The organism is Halopiger thermotolerans (assembly GCF_054654555.1).
The window spans coordinates 284,549-301,426 of record NZ_BAAIEU010000001.1 but is presented as its reverse complement, the minus strand read 5'-3'; the positions used below and the strand labels follow the sequence as shown (position 1 = coordinate 301,426).

16 protein-coding genes are annotated in these 16,878 nt (G+C 68.6%); 7 read left to right on the top strand and 9 right to left on the bottom strand.

Features of this window, described 5'->3' with window-relative positions:
• Window positions 1–8: 8 nt before the first annotated feature.
• The 5 genes from endA to ACYQ26_RS01595 all read right to left on the bottom strand — a co-directional run bounded on the left by endA (window position 9) and on the right by ACYQ26_RS01595 (window position 4,873).
• Window positions 9–1,073: a tRNA-intron lyase gene (gene endA, locus ACYQ26_RS01615; protein ID WP_459806539.1), complete on the bottom strand. Its 1,065-nt coding sequence runs from the start codon at window positions 1,071–1,073 to the stop codon at window positions 9–11.
• A 63-nt stretch (window positions 1,074–1,136) separates the two neighbouring features.
• Complete coding sequence (locus ACYQ26_RS01610; protein WP_459806538.1) at window positions 1,137–1,949, bottom strand: DUF91 domain-containing protein; 813 nt, start codon at window positions 1,947–1,949, stop codon at window positions 1,137–1,139.
• Window positions 1,950–2,033: 84 nt separating this feature from the next.
• A complete protein-coding gene (locus ACYQ26_RS01605) occupies window positions 2,034–2,771 on the bottom strand; it encodes a hypothetical protein (protein WP_459806537.1) in 738 nt (245 codons plus the stop codon).
• 129 nt (window positions 2,772–2,900) lie between these two features.
• Window positions 2,901–4,100, bottom strand: coding sequence for a DUF7345 domain-containing protein (locus ACYQ26_RS01600; RefSeq protein ID WP_459806536.1), 1,200 nt, complete (start codon window positions 4,098–4,100; stop codon window positions 2,901–2,903).
• 257 nt (window positions 4,101–4,357) lie between these two features.
• Window positions 4,358–4,873 (bottom strand): hypothetical protein, encoded by a 516-nt coding sequence (locus tag ACYQ26_RS01595; RefSeq protein ID WP_459806725.1) that lies wholly within the window; start codon window positions 4,871–4,873, stop codon window positions 4,358–4,360.
• A 297-nt stretch (window positions 4,874–5,170) separates the two neighbouring features.
• Between ACYQ26_RS01595 and ACYQ26_RS01590 the strand changes: the two genes are divergently transcribed.
• A complete protein-coding gene (locus ACYQ26_RS01590) occupies window positions 5,171–5,767 on the top strand; it encodes a DJ-1/PfpI family protein (RefSeq protein WP_459806535.1) in 597 nt (198 codons plus the stop codon).
• Between the two features lie 139 nt (window positions 5,768–5,906).
• Here ACYQ26_RS01590 and ACYQ26_RS01585 read toward each other — a convergent pair whose 3' ends face one another.
• Window positions 5,907–6,101, bottom strand: coding sequence for a cold-shock protein (locus ACYQ26_RS01585; protein WP_222913375.1), 195 nt, complete (start codon window positions 6,099–6,101; stop codon window positions 5,907–5,909).
• Window positions 6,102–6,374: 273 nt separating this feature from the next.
• Between ACYQ26_RS01585 and ACYQ26_RS01580 the strand changes: the two genes are divergently transcribed.
• Window positions 6,375–7,055 carry a methyltransferase domain-containing protein gene (locus ACYQ26_RS01580; protein ID WP_459806534.1) on the top strand — a complete coding sequence of 227 codons (681 nt, stop codon included), beginning with the start codon at window positions 6,375–6,377 and terminating at the stop codon, window positions 7,053–7,055.
• Between the two features lie 116 nt (window positions 7,056–7,171).
• Entirely contained in the window at window positions 7,172–7,822 is a 651-nt protein-coding gene (locus tag ACYQ26_RS01575) for an HAD family hydrolase (protein WP_459806724.1), read from the top strand.
• Window positions 7,823–7,871: 49 nt separating this feature from the next.
• Here the strand turns inward: ACYQ26_RS01575 and ACYQ26_RS01570 are convergent, their stop codons facing one another.
• The 3 genes from ACYQ26_RS01570 to ACYQ26_RS01560 all read right to left on the bottom strand — a co-directional run bounded on the left by ACYQ26_RS01570 (window position 7,872) and on the right by ACYQ26_RS01560 (window position 11,703).
• Window positions 7,872–10,226 (bottom strand): DEAD/DEAH box helicase, encoded by a 2,355-nt coding sequence (locus ACYQ26_RS01570; protein ID WP_459806533.1) that lies wholly within the window; start codon window positions 10,224–10,226, stop codon window positions 7,872–7,874.
• 105 nt (window positions 10,227–10,331) lie between these two features.
• Window positions 10,332–10,865 carry a PH domain-containing protein gene (locus ACYQ26_RS01565; RefSeq protein ID WP_459806532.1) on the bottom strand — a complete coding sequence of 178 codons (534 nt, stop codon included), beginning with the start codon at window positions 10,863–10,865 and terminating at the stop codon, window positions 10,332–10,334.
• An 88-nt stretch (window positions 10,866–10,953) separates the two neighbouring features.
• Window positions 10,954–11,703, bottom strand: a complete 750-nt coding sequence (locus tag ACYQ26_RS01560) for a class I SAM-dependent methyltransferase (RefSeq protein WP_459806531.1) — start codon at window positions 11,701–11,703, stop codon at window positions 10,954–10,956.
• Between the two features lie 213 nt (window positions 11,704–11,916).
• Here ACYQ26_RS01560 and lipA point away from each other — a divergent pair, with 213 nt between their 5' ends.
• The 4 genes from lipA (at window position 11,917) to ACYQ26_RS01540 (ending at window position 16,858) form a co-directional block, all read left to right on the top strand.
• On the top strand, window positions 11,917–12,879 hold the full coding sequence (lipA, locus tag ACYQ26_RS01555; RefSeq protein ID WP_459806530.1) for a lipoyl synthase: 963 nt from the start codon (window positions 11,917–11,919) through the stop codon (window positions 12,877–12,879).
• Window positions 12,880–13,082: 203 nt separating this feature from the next.
• Complete coding sequence (pdhA, locus tag ACYQ26_RS01550; protein ID WP_459806529.1) at window positions 13,083–14,192, top strand: pyruvate dehydrogenase (acetyl-transferring) E1 component subunit alpha; 1,110 nt, start codon at window positions 13,083–13,085, stop codon at window positions 14,190–14,192.
• A gap of 1 nt (window position 14,193) precedes the next feature.
• Window positions 14,194–15,219 carry an alpha-ketoacid dehydrogenase subunit beta gene (locus ACYQ26_RS01545; protein ID WP_459806528.1) on the top strand — a complete coding sequence of 342 codons (1,026 nt, stop codon included), beginning with the start codon at window positions 14,194–14,196 and terminating at the stop codon, window positions 15,217–15,219.
• A gap of 1 nt (window position 15,220) precedes the next feature.
• Window positions 15,221–16,858, top strand: coding sequence for a dihydrolipoamide acetyltransferase family protein (locus ACYQ26_RS01540; RefSeq protein WP_459806527.1), 1,638 nt, complete (start codon window positions 15,221–15,223; stop codon window positions 16,856–16,858).
• Window positions 16,859–16,878: the final 20 nt, after the last annotated feature.

Genomic DNA, 16,878 nt, shown 5'->3' with positions numbered 1-16,878 from the left:
CGTTACGATCAGGGCGTCAACCGCTCGAGCGACCACCACTCGATGCCGCCGTCGTCGTCGACGAGCGCGAACACCATCGTCTTGCGGACGCCGTGGGCGAGGCGCACGTCCAGCGCCAGATCACGCGGTTCGAAGACGTAGTCGGCCGGATGCACTCGGACCAGCAGTTCGGAGTGATCCAGTTCCTCGACGGAGTCGACCGCGGCGTAGGTCCGGAAGTCCGCGCCGAACTTGTAGCCGGTCTTGGGAACCACGTCGCGCTCGCGCAGGTCCGTGTAGACGGCCAGGCGCCGCTCGAACCGGTCGCCTTCGACCTCGCGGCCGCGCTCCCGGACCGTCGCCGGATCGAGCTCGATCGCGCCCCGCTCGGCGAGGTAGGCCGCCTCGAGCAGCGAACACTGCAGCGTCGGCCGGTCGTACTCCCGGCCCTCGAGCGGCTGGCCGTAGAACAGGCGCTCGTAGAGCTCGAGCGGCGGGTCCCAGACGACGACGCGGTCGGCCAGCAGGTCGGCCTCGCAGCCGTCGGGGAGGCTCGCGTCGGGGTTCGACTCGCCCGTCGGCTCCTCCCGGTTTACCTCGAAGTAGGTGATCTCGCTCTCCTCGTCGACGACCGCGAGGACGCCCTCGGCGAGTTCGCCGGCCGGCACGTCGGTTCGTTCGCCGATGATCCGCAGGGCGTAGGCGATTTCGCCGTCGCCGGGCCCCTTCCCGCGGGGGAAGACCGCGAAGTCGGCCTCGCCGGTCGGCGGGTCCTCGACCCACGATTCGTCGGCCGGCGAGAGGTAAAAGCCCCGCGAGCGCAGATCCGCGTAGACGAGAAAGCGAACGCCGAAGCTCTCGCCGGGTTCGCGGGCGACGAACGACTGAAAGTCCAGTCGGGTGCCGTCCGCGTCGTCGACCACCGCTTCGAGGTCGCCCCGGTAGAGGAGATGGGCCGCCTCGACGGGCGAGAGCGCGATTTCGTTGCTCGAGATCGGATAGCCGTACCCCCGGGAGTCGTGGTAGCGCTGTCGCGCGTCGCCGCCGACGTAGACGAGGCCCGCCTCGGCGTCGAACCGCCCCTCGAGTGACATACGCGTGGCTTGGCCGCGGGGCACTAAGTGGCTGCGGATCCCGCGCCGCCGCGAACCGCCGTCTCAGTCGTCGCTGGCGGGTTCGGGAATCTCGTCACCCTCGCTCTTGCCTTCGCCTTCACCCTCGAGCGCCCGCGCCCGCGCTCGGTCGCAGGTCGCGTCGAGACACCGGGTGCCGCTCTGCGTTTCGAAGGTCGGGAGTCCGCAGGCGCACTCGCCGTCGACGACGCCGGTCGGCATCGCGAAGCCGGTGTCGCAGTCGGGGTAGTGCTCGCAGCCGGCGATGAGCCCGCCCCGGCGGAGAATGCGGAGGTCGCCGTCACAGTCGGATTCGGGGCAGTCCCACTCGCGGTCGAACGCCTCCGACACCGCGTCGTCCAGCGACTCGCAGTCCCGGTCGAGACAGACGTTGAAGGCGAGGCCGCGCTCGACGCGCATCCGCGGGAGACCGCAGTCGCAGTTGTGCCCGTCGCGCTGGATCGTCGCGTCCGACGGCACGCCGTACCGCGCGCCGCAGTCGACGCAGTGGACCCCCCGCGAGCGGACGAGCGCGCCCGAACAGTCCGGGCAGGTCCCGATCCGCGGCCCCGCCGCGGAGACCGGGTAGTGGGCGAACCCGTCCTGCTCGTGGGCCGCGATGCGCAGCGTCTGGGTGTCCTTCTTCGCGAGGAGCGTGAACCCGTCCGAGCGGTCGCTCGAGACGCTGTCGGCGCGGGTGAGCCACGCGACGGGCTGGTAGCCGTCGCTGTCGTGGACGAGGACGGTGTTGTCGGGCTTGACGACCGTCGTCATGCGGCCGCGGTACTCCTCGCGGTCGGTGCCTTCCGTGATGACGGTGCAGTCGCCCGCGAGCACGCGGATCGCGTCGTCGATCATGGCGACGTTGGCCGCGGGTTCGTACTTAAACTCGCGGACGGTCGGGTCGGCGCTCGGCCCGTCTCCTCGTCCGACGGTGACTGATTACGGCGCGCTCGCGTTCGCCGGGCCCGAGCCGCCGGGTCCGCGACCCGGCACCCCGCTGTCGTTACCGGGGTACTGGCCGTCTCGCGGGTTACCGACGTCGACCGGCGGTCCGGGCGGTCGCTCGGGACCGAACGCCCGGCCGGCACCGTCGCCGGCGATCGAGCGCGCGACCGCCGCCGTCTCCGGGCCGTCGAGTTCGGCGGCCCGCTCGCGCAGCGTTCGAATCGCGTCGCGGTCGACGCCCTGTTCGGCGAGGACGCGGTCGGGAACGTCGGCCGCGGAGGACTCGACGGTTTCCAGTTCTCGCTCGAGGCTCCGGATCTCGGCGACGGTCGCCGCGACTTTCGCCCGGTAGCGACCGTCGTTCAGCTCGCCGGCCTCGCGCGATTCGTTCAGTTCCGCGAGGCGCGCCTCGAGGTCGGCGAGTCGGCGTTCGGTCGTCGCGATACGCTGGTCGATGATCGCGGCCTTCGACGCGTTGCTCTCCGCGGTCGCGAGTTCGGCGACGTAGGCGCGCTCCGAGACGCTGCCGTTGATCTCGGCCTGCTGGACGCCGACGACGCCGGCGAACTGCGCGCCGGGCTGGATCGAGTCGGTGGCCGAGCCGTCGGCGTCGCTCTCGCTCTCCTGGACGCCGCTCGAGGTCGTCGCGCCGCCGAGCGGCGCCGCGAGGATCGCGACGACGAGGATCGTCGCGAGCGTGATCGTCGTGAGTCGGTTCGGTAGTCCGGTCATGGATGTGGGTGGATACGGGAGTCGGTTTGGGATCGGTCGTCGAGACGATTCGTGCTGTTTGCCGCCGGTTTCGACGCTGTACCGATGATTTCGACCACAGCGTCCTGGTCCGCTCGCCGTCGCAGTCGGCTACGTCTCATCGTCGCCGTCACCTCCGTCCACGGTCGCGGGATCGACCGCCTCGGGCAGCGCGAGGACGTTCTCGCGGCCGAGCCGGAACGACTCGAGGTCCCCCTCCTCGCGCAGCCCGCTGACGACCTTGCTGGTCTTCGCGTCGGTCCAGCCGAGTTCCTCGACGACCGTCTGCTGTTTCACCCGGCCGCCGTGGTCGCGGACGAGCCGGAGGACCTGCTCCTCGTTGCTGAGGAGTTCGGGATCGACGTCGCTCGCGGGGATGGCGTCCGACGCCGGCTCCGAATCCGGCGTTTCGGGTTCGCTCGAGTCCGACGTCTCGGCGTCGCTCGGTGGTGTCACTGCCGACGAGCCGGCGTCGGACTCGCCGCCGGCGGACGTGGGACCACCGCTCGTCGGGAGCCGGTCGCGGTACCGCCACGCGCCGACGACGCCGATCGCGACCGCGACGGCCGCGAGCGCGGCGACGAGCGCCGTGCTGGGTCCGCCGGCCGTCACCACGACCGCCGGCTCGCCGCCGATGAAATCCGTCTCGCCGCCCCGCCAGAGGACGGCCTGCTCGCGGCGCTCGTCCGGGTCGGGCGTCGCGGACTCGAGTTCGTACCCCGCCGGCCACTCGATGAGCAGCCGGGTGCCGTCGTCGAGGAACAGCCCCTCGATGGCGTCGCCCGCCCGGAGGACCTCGCCGCCATCTTCGACGGCGGCGAACCCGTGCCAGCGGAACGTGTACCTGACGACGCCGTACTCGCGGGCGAACGAGCGCCGCTCCGTCTCGACGGCAAAGTCCTCGGCGCGCATCTCGCGGCCGGTCGCGTCGCTCGCGGTGGCGACCGTCGTCCGCATCCGGTTGGCGAACGAGCGCGTGTAGTTGTCCGGGTCGTCCCGGATGTCCGACTGCAGGGAGTCGAACGCCGTCCTGCTCTCCTCGTCGTTCAGGCGGATCCAGAACTCGAGGGTCCACTCGGCGGTGCCGTTCGGCTGGATCGCGACGTCCATCCGAACCTCGTCCGCGTCGATGTGACTCTGAGTCTGGTTCTGCGCGAGTCCCCACGTCGTCTCGGAATCGGCCTGCACGCCGGCGCTCGAGAGCGCGTGCGCCGGCTCGCCGCTCGTCGAATCGGCCGCAGCCGTCCCGAGACCGGGACCAAGGAGCAGTGCCGCGACGACTACGACCGCCACGCCGACGCGACCGTTCATACCGCTGGATGCTCGTACCATCGCTTAAAGGAAACGGAAATCGTGATCTCGTGATAGCTCCGTGTCAACAGGGGCGACCCGCCGGCGACTGGCGACCGATCGGTCGCCGCCACGGCGGCGGGTCGTCGGGGAACGGGGGACAGGGAATTCAGACCCGCCAGCGGACGGGACGGACGGTCCGTCAGCGGGGGAGGGCCGAAGCCGTCAGCGGCCGTCGGCGGTCGGTTCAACCGACTGCGCGGCGTGGAGTAACGGCGTTAGGCGTCGGTTTCGTTGTCCGCCGACTCGTCGTCGGTGCCGTCAGTGTCGTCGGCGGATCCGCCGTCGGCGTCGGTTTCGGTTTCGTCGCTCTCGGCGTCGCCGTTTTCGGCAGCGGCATCGTCGTCTTCGGCCTCATCCTCAGCGTCGTCGCCCGGCGTCACGTCGCTGATCGCGTCGCCGAGCGGGCTCTCGAGGTCGCCGCTCAGGAACGACGAGATCCGCTCGTGGATCGCGGAGACGTGGTCCGGGACCTGGTCGGGGAGGTCGACCGGCGGCCCCTGTCCGTCGCCGGCTCGGTCGGCGCCGTTGGCGCTCGCGGTTCCGTTCGCCGAGTCGGCGGCGTCGTTTGCGTTTGCGGCACCGTTGCTTCCGTTTTCGTTCGCATTTGCGTTCGCGTCCGCGCCTGCGCCGTCGGCCGGGGACGCGGGTGCGTTCCCCGGAACGGCGGCGGCGAGGCCGGTCGTTGCAATCAGCACCGCGAACGCGGCTGCGATGAGCGTCGTTCGGTTCATAGCTCGCATCCGATCCTCGAGGGCCGGACCGATATGAAGGTGGAACACCGCCGACGCGGTTTTCGGGGTTTTGGGCCGGTTTGAACGACTTTTTCGGCGTTTTGTATTCCGTTTAACGCGGATTGAACGGCCGGTCCTCGATCGCGACGGACCGTCGCGTCTCCGCGGCCGGCGCCGCGCTCGCCCGCGACCGACGTGCGGGTCGGGTATCCCTCCCTGCCGGTCCGTACGCTCGAGGGTGTGGTCGAGCGGGACGGCCGGGGAAACCGCTTTCCCGTCTGCGGTCGACCCGCCGATATGGTCGACATCACAGCCGAAATCGTCCTCTTCGACGGCTTCGACGAACTCGACGCGATCGGCCCCTACGAAGTTCTCGAGAACGCCGCACACGCCGGTGCGTCGCTGGACGTTCAGTTGGTAACGCTCGAGGAGACCGACCTCGTCACGGCCAGCCACGACCTCCGGGTCGAACCGGACGGCACGCTGGGCGAACCGGACCTGCTGATCGTCCCCGGCGGCGGCTGGACGACGGCCAACGAGGGCGTTCGAGCGGTCGTCGAGGACGGCGTGTTCCCGGACGCCGTCGACGACCGCTACGCAGCGGGCGCGACCGTCGCCTCGGTCTGTACCGGCGCGATGATCTTGGCCGAGGCGGGGCTGCTCGAGGGCCGACCCGCCACCACGCATCAGGACGCAGTCGCGGACCTCGAGGAATCGGCGGCGAACGTGGTCGACGAGCGGGTCGTCGACGACGGCGACGTGCTGACCGCCGGCGGGGTGACGTCGGGGATCGATCTGGCGCTGTGGCTCGTCGAGCGGGAGTTCGGCGAGGAGATCGCCGCGGACGTGGCCGCGGAGATGAACCACGAGCGCCGCGGATCGGTCTTCGGCTAACTTGTAGCGTCGCTACTCGGTGATTTTGTCACGTCGCACTCCTCGTCTCGCTCTCGCTCGAGGTTGCAACTCTCCAGTCAGCAGTCAATAGTAGAAACGAGTTACACGCTATCGTCTTCCGACGACGCCGTGAACCGTATTACGCGCGAACGACGTTCGTCGCGCGGGGGCCCTTGGGGGCCTGTTCGATGTCGAATTCGATCTCGGTTCCTTCCGTCAGGTCCTCGCCGCCAACGTCTTCCATGTGGAAGAATACGTCGTCGTCGGAGTCCTCAGTCGCGATGAAACCGTAGCCGCCTGTGTCGTTAAAGAAGTCGACCGTTCCGTTTGCCATTGCGACTAAACGAAATCACGATACACGGATAAGTGTTCCGCATTCGTATTTCGAAATCCGTGATCAGTGTTCGAACGTATTGGGTACATCCACTCTATTAGATGAATATCCACATACAGTCGGTTATTGCGCAGATAGCGTCCGATCCGTCGAAACGACGGACTACTTCCGCGGAACTGCGAGTTTCGACGCCGATAGCCGACCGCACTCCCGTTTGTTGCAGCATAAGACGGTCTGCAACGGAGCTTTACGTCTTGGTCCCGGCTAGTACGTATGGATTCTAACGAGGTCCAACGGCAGTGGAAACACCGCTCCGGAGAATTTTCGCCGGAGTACTACGCCTACTACGGCCCCGACGAGACGAGCGAGGCCGTTCGCGGGATCCTCGAGGAGTCCCTCGAAGACGAGACGACCGCGTCCGTGCTCGAGCTCGGCTGCAGCTCCGGTCGGCACCTCTCGCATCTCTACGAGCACGGGTTCGAGAACCTCGCCGGCCTCGAGGTGAACGCGGACGCGTTCGACGTGATGGCCGAGGCGTACCCCGACCTCGCGGCGGACGGCACCTTCTATCTGGACGCGATCGAGGAGGCCGTCGACGACTTCGCGGACGACCAGTTCGACGCGGTCTACTCCGTGGAGACGCTCCAGCACCTTCACCCGGACGCGGCCTGGGTCTTCGACGAACTGTCGCGGATCGCCGGCGAGCTACTGATTACGGCGGAAAACGAGGGCGACGACGGTTCCGATCCCGATTCGGGGCCCGAGTCCTCGGCGTCGGATTTCGACTCGAGTCGGGACCGGCCCGCGGATCCCGACGTGAGCTACGTCAACGACGAGTTTCCGCTCTACTACCGCGACTGGAACGCGGTCTTCACCGACCGCGGCTGTACCGAGATCGACGCGACGACGGGCCGACGGGATACGATCCGGGCGTTCCGGACGCCCTCGAACTGATCGGCCTTGGGGGCCGCTAACCGCCGACAGTCGACCGCCGGGGCCAGGTCCCAGGTGCCGGACGCCGGCCAAACGGCTATACGGATTCGTCGGGTAACCCGACCCACGTGACCGACATGCAGGCAGTGTTATTCGACATGGACGGCGTGCTCGTCAACAGCGAAGACTACTGGACCGAATTCCAGGCCGATGATATCCTCCCCGCCGCCGTCCCCGAAGCGGACGTCGACGTCGCCGAAGTGACCGGCATGAACTATCGCGAGACCTACGACTACCTCGAGGCCGAGTACGGAACCGCCGTCTCCCGCGAGGAGTTCGAGACCCGCTTCGAGGAGACCGCCCGCGAGATCTACCGCGAGCACGCCGAGGCCCTCGACGGCCTTCACGAGCTGCTCGACGAACTCGGCGAGCGCGGCGTCGAGCGAGCGCTGGTCTCCTCCTCACCGCACGAGTGGATCGACATCGTCCTCGAGCGGTTCGATCTCGAGGACTCGTTCGATCACGTCATCAGCGCCGAGGATATCGACGCGGCGGGGAAGCCGGAACCCGACGTCTTCGAGTACGCCGCGAGCGAGGTCGGGGTGCCCGCCGAGGAGTGTATCGTCGCCGAGGACTCCGAAAACGGCGTCGAAGCCGGGGCGCGCGCCGGGGCAGCGGTCGTCGCCTACCGGATCGACGCCCACGGCGACCTCGACCTCTCGCCGGCCGACGAGGTCGTCGATTCGCCCGCCGAGTTGCGGGAGACCGTGCTCGAGTTGACGGAATAAGCTCGTTCGGTTCTCTGCTCTCGCGCTGTCGAATCTAAACCTAACGGGCCTACTCGACGCGGACCGTGCGCGTCTCCTCGATCGGCAGCAGTGGCTCCTCCGGGAAGGCGACGCTGACGGTGTACTCGAGTTCGTCCGTGTCGGCGCCGAAGACGCCGACGGGGACGGTGTCGGCGTCGCGCAGGTAGGAGTTCGCGCTGGTCATCTCACGGCCGTTGACGGTCACTCGGATGCCGGCCCGCGCGGGTTCGCCGACGTTCCGGACGGTCACCTCGCAAACCTCGTTCTCGCCCGACGCGACGGTTTCGGGGAAGTCGCCCCAGTCGATCTCGATCGAGGGCAGCGACTGGGCGCCCTCGTAGACGCGCTCGGCGACGCCCTCCGAGAGGCCGGCCTCGATCAGCCCGTCGATCCCGGCGTCGACGACGTCGCCGGGGGTCGACAGCCCTTCCTTGGCCAGCTTGCTCGCGCGGCCGGCGCCGACGCCGTCGATGGCGGTCAGCCCCACGGCGTCCGCGGCGACGCCGTTCTCGATGCGGGCCTCGGCCCGGCGCGCGAGGTTGGCGGCGTGGGGGCCGACGAACCGATCGAGGAAGGCGCCCAGCGCCGAGACGAGCCGCGTCGCGTTGCGCCGGATGACCCAGGCGTCGCTGGCCAGTTCCGCGGGCGTCGTCCCGCTTGCCGCGCTCCGGAGGATCGCCAGCACCTTCCGCTGGCCGGCCTCGAGGTCGCCGTACTCCTGGCCCACGAGCACCGCGTCGATCGCGTCGCGCTCGTCCTGGCGGGCCGAGACCGACTCGAACTCGCCGGCGGTCGCGACCGCCTCGAGGACGTCGTCGGTCTCGAGTTCGTGCCCCGCCTCGACCCGATCACAGAGGTCCGCGAACTTCGCGGCCGTCTCGAGGCGCAGGTAGTACTTGGACGCTAAGACGCCCCGCGGCGTCGCCTCGATCGAGAGGTCTTCGCCGGTCTCGACGAACCCGCGGTCGACCAACTCCTCGAGGCAGTCCCGCACGCGCTCGCGGAGGTTCGGGAAGTCGTAGGCCTCGGGTTTGGACTGGCCGCGCACGTAGTAGAAGGTCGTCTCGAGCCAGTCCATCACGTCGTCGAGATCGGTGATCGTCCCCATCGCGATCTCGGCGTTGAGATGCGTTTCGAGGCTCTCCGCGAGCCGCGATTCGATCTCCTTGCCGTCGCGCAACAGCCGCCGGTACTTGTCCGCGTCGGCGGTGTCGCAGACGACCCAGCCGTAGCCGACGTCGTCGTACCCCGGCCGCCCCGCGCGGCCGAGCATCTGGAGCACGTCCAGCGGACTCATGTCGACTTCGCCCTCGAGGGGGTCGTGGAGCTTCGTGTCGCGGATGACGACGCAGCGGGCGGGGAGGTTCACGCCCCAGGCCAGCGTCGACGTCGAAAAGAGGAGTTCGACGTGGCCCTCCTTGAACCACTCCTCGACGAGGTCCCGATCGTTCTTCGAGAGCCCGGCGTGGTGGAACGCCACGCCGTCTAAGACCGACTTTCGGAGGCTGTCGTTCTCGAGTTCCTTCGATTCGGTGTGGAAATCGTAGTCGCCGCGAGCGCCGATCGGGACGTCGCGCTCGGCGATCTCGTCGCGGGCCTTCTCGGCCGCGCGGACGGTGTCCTGCCGGGAGGAGACGAACACGAGCGCCTGGCCGTCCTCGCGGAGGTGCGGTTCGGCTAAATCGAGGGCGCGATAGAGTCGGCGGTACTTGTCCGCGAAGGAGTTCTCGCCGTGCGTGTAGGTCTTGACGCCGGCGTTGAGTTCGACGGGGCGGTACTCCTCGCCGAACTCGAACGTCGTTTCGTCGGGCGCGTCCAGCCACGCCGCTACGTCGTCCACGTTGGGCATCGTCGCCGACAGCGCGACGATACGGGGGTCACAGAGACGCCGGAGCCGGGAGATCGTCACCTCGAGCACCGAGCCCCGCCGGTCGGCGTCCAGCAGGTGGACCTCGTCGATGACGCAGACGTCGACGTCGGTGACGAAGTCGTAGCGCCGCGAGTCGTGTTTGCGGGTCGCCGAGTCGAGTTTCTCGGGGGTCATCACGAGGATGTCGGCGCGGCGCGCCCGCCGCGGGTTCAGATCGCGTTCCCCCGTGACGACGTAGACCGAATAGCCGAGGTCCTCGAAGCGGTCCCAGTCGTCCTCCTTCTCGTTGGTCAGGGCCCGCAGCGGCGCGATAAAGAGCGCAGTGCCGCCGTCGGCCAGGGCCTTACAGATCGCCAGTTCCGCGAGGGCGGTCTTCCCCGACGCCGTCGGCGCGCTCGCGACCACGTTTTCCTCGCGCTCGAGCAGTGCGGGCAGCGCCTCGCGTTGCATCCGGTTGAACTCCTCGAAGGCGAAAGCGTCGGCGAATTCGGGGAGAACCTCGGCGACCTCCATCACACGGATACGGGGAGCGTCGGGTCAAAGGCGTTTCCTTCCCGGGCCGCGAACGGCCGCCGGACGACGCGTCGCTCGGTCCGGTTTTATCCGCCTCCGTCCGATTCAGGCCGGCTGATCCCGCTGGGTCCGGTTTCGCTCGACTAACTCGCCGAGTTGGTCGTTGAGCGCGCCGTTGGCCCGTTCGGGCCGGGGCGTTCGCTCGAATGTGAGTTCGGGGTCGCCCGAGCCTGCCGTGTAGATCGTCAGGTCGCCGTACCCCAGCAGGCGTCCGAGCATGTCCTGCTTGAGAGTCGTGTTCTGGATGCGGTCGATCCGAAACTGGGTGACGTCCCGCGAGACGATCCCGGACTTCTTGTACAGTTCCTCGGAGGTGATCACGTAGCGGGTGTTCGTCCAGACGGCATACCGGACGAGCGCCACGCCGGTCCCGGCCAGAACGAGGAGGGCGCCGAGCAGCGCCGTGAGTCCGGCGCCGTCGGTACCGGTGACGTCGACGATGACGAGTGCGATCCCGACGAGAGCGGCCAGTACGGCGATCGGAACCCTGGCGCCCATCGTGATCGGGTGGGGCCGGCTCTCCCAGACGACGGTTTCGTCGGCCGTCAGGTGGAGCCAGTCCGGCGTCGAGCGGACCATTTCGAGCCGTCGTATTCCGCTCTCCGCCGTAAAGCTGTCGCGGTAGGGAGTCCATTCTCGCCAGTCTGCACCCACGACCGACAGCATCTCACTCGGGAACCGTTCCCGCAATAACGTAGTACTCGTGACGCGGCTCCCGTCCCCACAGCGCCGGGTCCCGAAGCGGCTCGTGCTCGATCGCCCGGAATCCGGCTCGCTCGAGTTCCTCGCGGAGGTTGTCGGCCGGTCGGCCGTCGTACAGCGGCAGGGCCTCGTGGATCGTTTCGTACTCGTCCCACGGCTCGTCGTGGTCCCAGTACCCCTCGAGCAACGCGAGGCGGCCGCCGGGCTCGAGGACGCGTCGCCACTCCGCGAGCGCCGCCTGCGGGTTCGGGAGCGTCCAGACGAGGTGGCGAGCCGTCGCCAGCTCGAAGGCGTCGTCGGCGAACGGAAGCGCCTCCGCGTCCCCGCGACAGAACGCGATCGGACGGTCGGCCGCGCGGGCCTTCGCTCGGGCGCGCTCGAGCATCTCGGGGGCGACGTCGACGCCGGTGACGTCGTGGCCCAGTTCGGCGAGCAACAGCGAGACGACGCCGGTTCCGCAGCCGAGGTCGAGCGCGCGGCAGCCGCTCGAGTCGCCGTCGATGTCGCCGCCTGCGCGGGTCCACTCGCGGAGCACCGACAGCCACCGCTCGCGCTGCTCGTCGTCGTGGATCCCGTGGTGGCTCGCGTCGTCGAACGTCGCCGCGCGCCCGTTCCAGTGGCGGCTGACGAGCGCCTTGACGCCGGCGTCGCTGTCGCTGTCGCCGTTACTATCGCTGCTCCCGCCGCGGCCGTCGGTTCGATCCGATCGCGTCACGGTGTGGCCTCCGATCTTCCGGTCCGCTCGAGGGAAAGCGCCGGCTCGAGCGCCGGTCTCGGTCCCGAACTCTCGCGCGGTCGCCGTCAATGTACCGCCTCGGCCGCGATCGGCAGCCGGCTGAGCGGGTACTGCGACGGCGTCGGGGAGGAAACCGTCTCGAGGGGCCGACCACCACAATGACTTTTCCCTCCCGACGCCGTCGATGTGAGCATGAGCAGCGCTCGAAAGCCCGACTGGTTGAAGATGCGTCCGCCGTCGGGCCGGGAGTTCACCGACATCCGGGAGACGCTGCGCGACCGAAACCTCCACACCGTCTGCGAGGAGGCGAACTGTCCGAACCTCGGCGAATGCTGGTCCGGCGGCGCGGGAACGGGCGACGGCGAGGGCGGCACCGCGACGTTCATGCTGATGGGCGACCGCTGCTCGCGCGCCTGCAACTTCTGCGACGTCGAGACCGGCGGAATGGAGTCGCTCGATCCCGACGAACCTGAAAACGTCGCCGAGGCGGTCGCCGAAATCGGACTCGACTACGTCGTGCTCACCTCCGTCGACCGGGACGACCTGCCGGATCAGGGTGCGGGCCACTTCGCCGAAACGATCCGCGAGATCAAGGAGCGCCACCCGGGCATCCTCGTCGAGGTCCTCATCCCCGACTTCCAGGGCGAGGAGCGCCTCGTCCGGAAGATCATCGACGCCGATCCGGACGTCATCGCGCACAACGTCGAGACCGTCAAGCGCCTGCAGTATCCCGTCCGCGACCGACGCGCGGGGTACGAGCAGTCGCTGTCGGTCTTGGAGCAGGCCAACCGCGAGTCGGACATCTACACGAAAACGTCGATCATGCTCGGCCACGGCGAGTACGACCACGAGGTCTACCGAACCCTTGCTGACTGCCGGGAGCGCGGCGTCGACATCGTCACCCTGGGGCAGTACCTCCGGCCCTCGCGGAACCACCTCGAGGTGCAGCGCTACGACCACCCGCACAAGTACGAGACGTGGCGCCGCGTCGCCGAGGAGGAACTGGGATTCCTCTACTGCGCCAGCGGCCCGATGGTGCGCTCGTCGTACAAGGCGGGCGAACTGTTCGTCGACGCCGTCCTCCGCGAGGGCAAGAGCGTCGAGGACGCTCGACGCGACGCGCGATCCGGTGCCGGCGGCACGACGGCCGAGTGACGCGACCGCCGGCGGGGAGGGCGTTCGCGCTGCTGCGTTCGCCTCCCTCTCGGCTCGAGTCCGCCACTCGTGCGCATCGCTGTGCAGCTATGTCCAGTTCTCTCCGCAGTGGGTGGCAAGAATCTCACCGATAGTAAGATATTTTGGGAAACTCCTTTATCCCGAGCGATAGTTCATTAGGGTATGCACAGGTGGGTTCACCCGTGAGTACGATCCAACGCGACGCCCGCGATCGAGTACAGGTCCTCGACGAGGACGGGCGGGTCCGCGAGGGTGCCGAGGTCCCCGATCTCGACGACGACGAACTCCTCGAGATGTACGAGCAGATGCGGCTGGCCCGCCACTTCGACGAGCGGGCGGTGAGCCTGCAGCGACAGGGCCGGATGGGAACCTATCCGCCGCTGTCGGGCCAGGAGGGCGCCCAGGTGGGCAGCGCCCACGCGCTGGACGACGAGGACTGGGTGTTCCCCAGCTATCGGGAGCACGCCGTCGGCCTGGTTCGCGGTCTCACGCTCGAGCGGACCTTGCTGTACTGGATGGGCCACGAGCAGGGCAACTACGTCCCGGAGGACGTCAACATGTTCTCGGTCGCCGTCCCGATCGCGACGCAGATTCCCCACGCGACCGGCGCCGCGTGGGCCTCGAAGCTCAAGGGCGAGGAAAAGACGTTCATCTGTTACTTCGGCGACGGCGCGACCTCCGAGGGCGACTTCCACGAGGGACTTAACTTCGCCGGCGTCTTCGACACGCCGACCGTCTTCTTCTGTAACAACAACCAGTGGGCGATTTCGGTGCCGCGGGAGCGCCAGACCGCCAGCGACACGTTAGCGCAGAAGGCGACGGCCTACGGCTTCGAGGGCGTCCAGGTCGACGGAATGGACCCGCTCGCGGTCTACAAGGTCACCCGCGACGCCGTCGAGAAGACGAAGGATCCCGACGAGGACGAACTGCGGCCGACGCTCATCGAGGCGGTCCAGTACCGCTTCGGCGCTCACACCACCGCCGACGACCCCTCGGTCTACCGCGAGGCCGACGAGGTCGAGCGCTGGAAGCGGAAGGACCCGATCCCGCGGCTGGAGACGTTCCTCCGGAACAACGGCCTGCTCGACGACGAGCGCGTCGACGCGATCGACGAGCGGATCCGCGAGGAGGTGGCCGACGCCATCGAGTCGGCGGAGTCGGTCGAGCGACCCGACCCGGAGGAGATCTTCGCGCACGTCTACGAGGGCATGCCCAAGCGCTTGCAGCGGCAACTCGAGTACCTCGAATCGATCCGCGACCGACACGGCGACGACGCGCTGCTAGAGGGGTAACATGGCGACGCATCAGGAATCAGATTCGACGGCAGCAACGGACCGATCGGAGACGGAGAACCTCACCCTCGTCCAGGCGGTTCGCGACGGTCTGGCCACCGAGATGGCACGCGACGAGGACGTCGTCGTCATGGGCGAGGACGTCGGGAAGAACGGCGGCGTCTTCCGGGCGACGGAGGGGCTGTACGACGAGTTCGGCGAGAACCGGGTGATCGACACGCCGCTCGCGGAGTCGGGCATCGTCGGCGCGGCGATCGGGATGGCCACCTACGGGATGCGGCCGGTCCCCGAGATCCAGTTCATGGGATTCATCTACCCTGCGTTCGACCAGATCGTCTCTCACGCCGCGCGTCTGCGGACGCGCTCGCGCGGGCGATACACGTGTCCCCTCGTCGTCCGCGCCCCCTACGGCGGCGGTATCCGCGCGCCGGAGCACCACTCCGAGTCCACGGAGGCGATGTTCGTCCACCAGCCCGGTCTGAAGGTCGCGATGCCCTCCACGCCCTACGACGCGAAAGGGATGCTGACGAGCGCGATCCGCTCACCGGATCCGGTGATCTTCCTCGAGCCGAAACTCATCTACCGGGCCTTCCGCGAGGAGGTTCCGACCGACTCCTACGAGGTGCCGCTCGGCGAGGCGGCCGTCCGGCGCGAGGGGTCGGACATCTCGGTCTACACGTGGGGGGCGATGACCCGGCCGACGCTCGAGGCCGCCGAGAACCTCGCGGGCGAGATCGACGTCGAGGTGGTCGACCTGCGGTCGCTTTCCCCGCTGGACGAGGAGACCATCGTCGACTCCTTCGAGAAGACCGGCCGCGCTGCGGTCGTCCACGAGGCCCCGAAGACGGGCGGCCTGGGCGCCGAGATCGCCGCGACCCTGCAGGAGGAAGCATTACTGTATCAGGAGGCGCCGGTGGAACGCATCACGGGCTTCGATACCCCGTTCCCGCTGTACGCCCTCGAGGACTACTACCTCCCCGAGGCGGCGCGCATCGAGGACGGGATTCGGAACGCGGTGGAGTTCTAACATGGTACGCGAATTCCAACTTCCGGACGTCGGCGAGGGAGTCGCGGAGGGCGAACTGGTCTCGTGGTTGGTCGAGAAAGGCGACGAGGTCAGCGAGGACCAACCGGTCGCCGAGGTCGAGACGGACAAGGCGCTCGTCGAGGTTCCCTCGCCGGTCAACGGTACGGTACGAGAGCTACACGTCGAGGAGGGCGAGGTCGTCGACGTCGGGACGGTGATCATCTCATTCGACGTCGAGGGCGAGGCGGCGGAAGAGCCCGAAGCCGCCGAACCCGAGCCCGAATCGACGGCGGACGAAGCGGCAGCCGGCGGCGACGCCGAAACCGAAGCGGCGTCCGGCAGCCCCGGCGCCGAGCCCGCCGAAATCGACGAGGCCGAGACGCCAGCCACGCCCGAAGACCGCATCTTCGCCCCGCCGCGGATCCGCCGGCTGGCCCGCGAGGAAGGGATCGACCTCTCGCGGCTCGAGGGCAGCGGGCCCGGCGGTCGGATCACGGCAGCCGACGTCGAAGCCGCCGTCCGCGGCGGCTCGCTCGAGGGCGCTGCGCAGGTCGAATCGACGGAGCCGGCCGCCGAAGCGGAGACGACGGACGCGGGCGGCGCAGCCGAGACGGAATCCGCGACAGCGACCGCCGAAGCGAGCGCAGCCTCGAGCGGCGCGACTTCCGGGACGCCGTCGACGGTCGAGTCGGCCGACCGCGATCGGACGCTCGCGGCCCCTGCAACCCGACGGATCGCTGAGGAAGAAGGCGTCGACATCGACGCCGTCCCCGCGGTCGAGGAGCGGGACGGCGAGGCGTTCGTCACGCCCGAGGCCGTCCGCGAGTACGCCGAGGCCCAGCGGCGAGCACAGGAGGCGGATCGGGAGGCCGTCGAGACCGGCGCCGAAGGGACCGCCGGCGCGAAAGGCACCCAGTTCGCCGAAGGCGAGCGCGAACGCCGCGAGCCGTTCCGCGGCGTCCGCAAGCGCATCGCCGAGGCGATGGTCGAGTCGAAGTACAGCGCGCCCCACGTGACCCACCACGACGAGGTCGACGTGACCGAACTCGTCGAGGTCCGCGAGGAACTCAAACCCCGCGCCGAGGAGCGGGGCATCCGGCTGACCTACATGCCGTTCATCACGAAGGCGGTCGTCGCGGCCCTGCAGGAGTACCCCGAGATGAACGCCGTCATCGACGAGGAGAACGACGAGATCGTCTACCGGGACTACTACAACATCGGCGTCGCCACGGCGACCGACGTCGGCCTGATGGTCCCCGTCCTCGAGGACGCCGACGAGAAGGGCCTGCTGCAACTCTCCTCGGAGATGAACGAGTTGGTCCAGAAGGCCCGCGAACGGTCGATCAGCCCCGGCGAACTGCGGGGCTCGACGTTCACGATCACCAACGTCGGCGCGATCGGCGGCGAGTACGCCACGCCGATCATCAACTACCCCGAGGCGGGCATCCTCGCGATCGGCGAGATCAAGCGCCGACCCCGCGTCGTCGAACGAGACGGGCAGGAGTCGATCGAACCCCGGTCCGTGCTGACGCTGTCGCTGTCGTTCGACCACCGACTGATCGACGGCGCGATCGCCGCGCGGTTTACGAACGCCGTCATGGAGTACCTCGAGAATCCCCAGCTACTATTGCTCGAGTGATCGTACGAGACGATATCGCA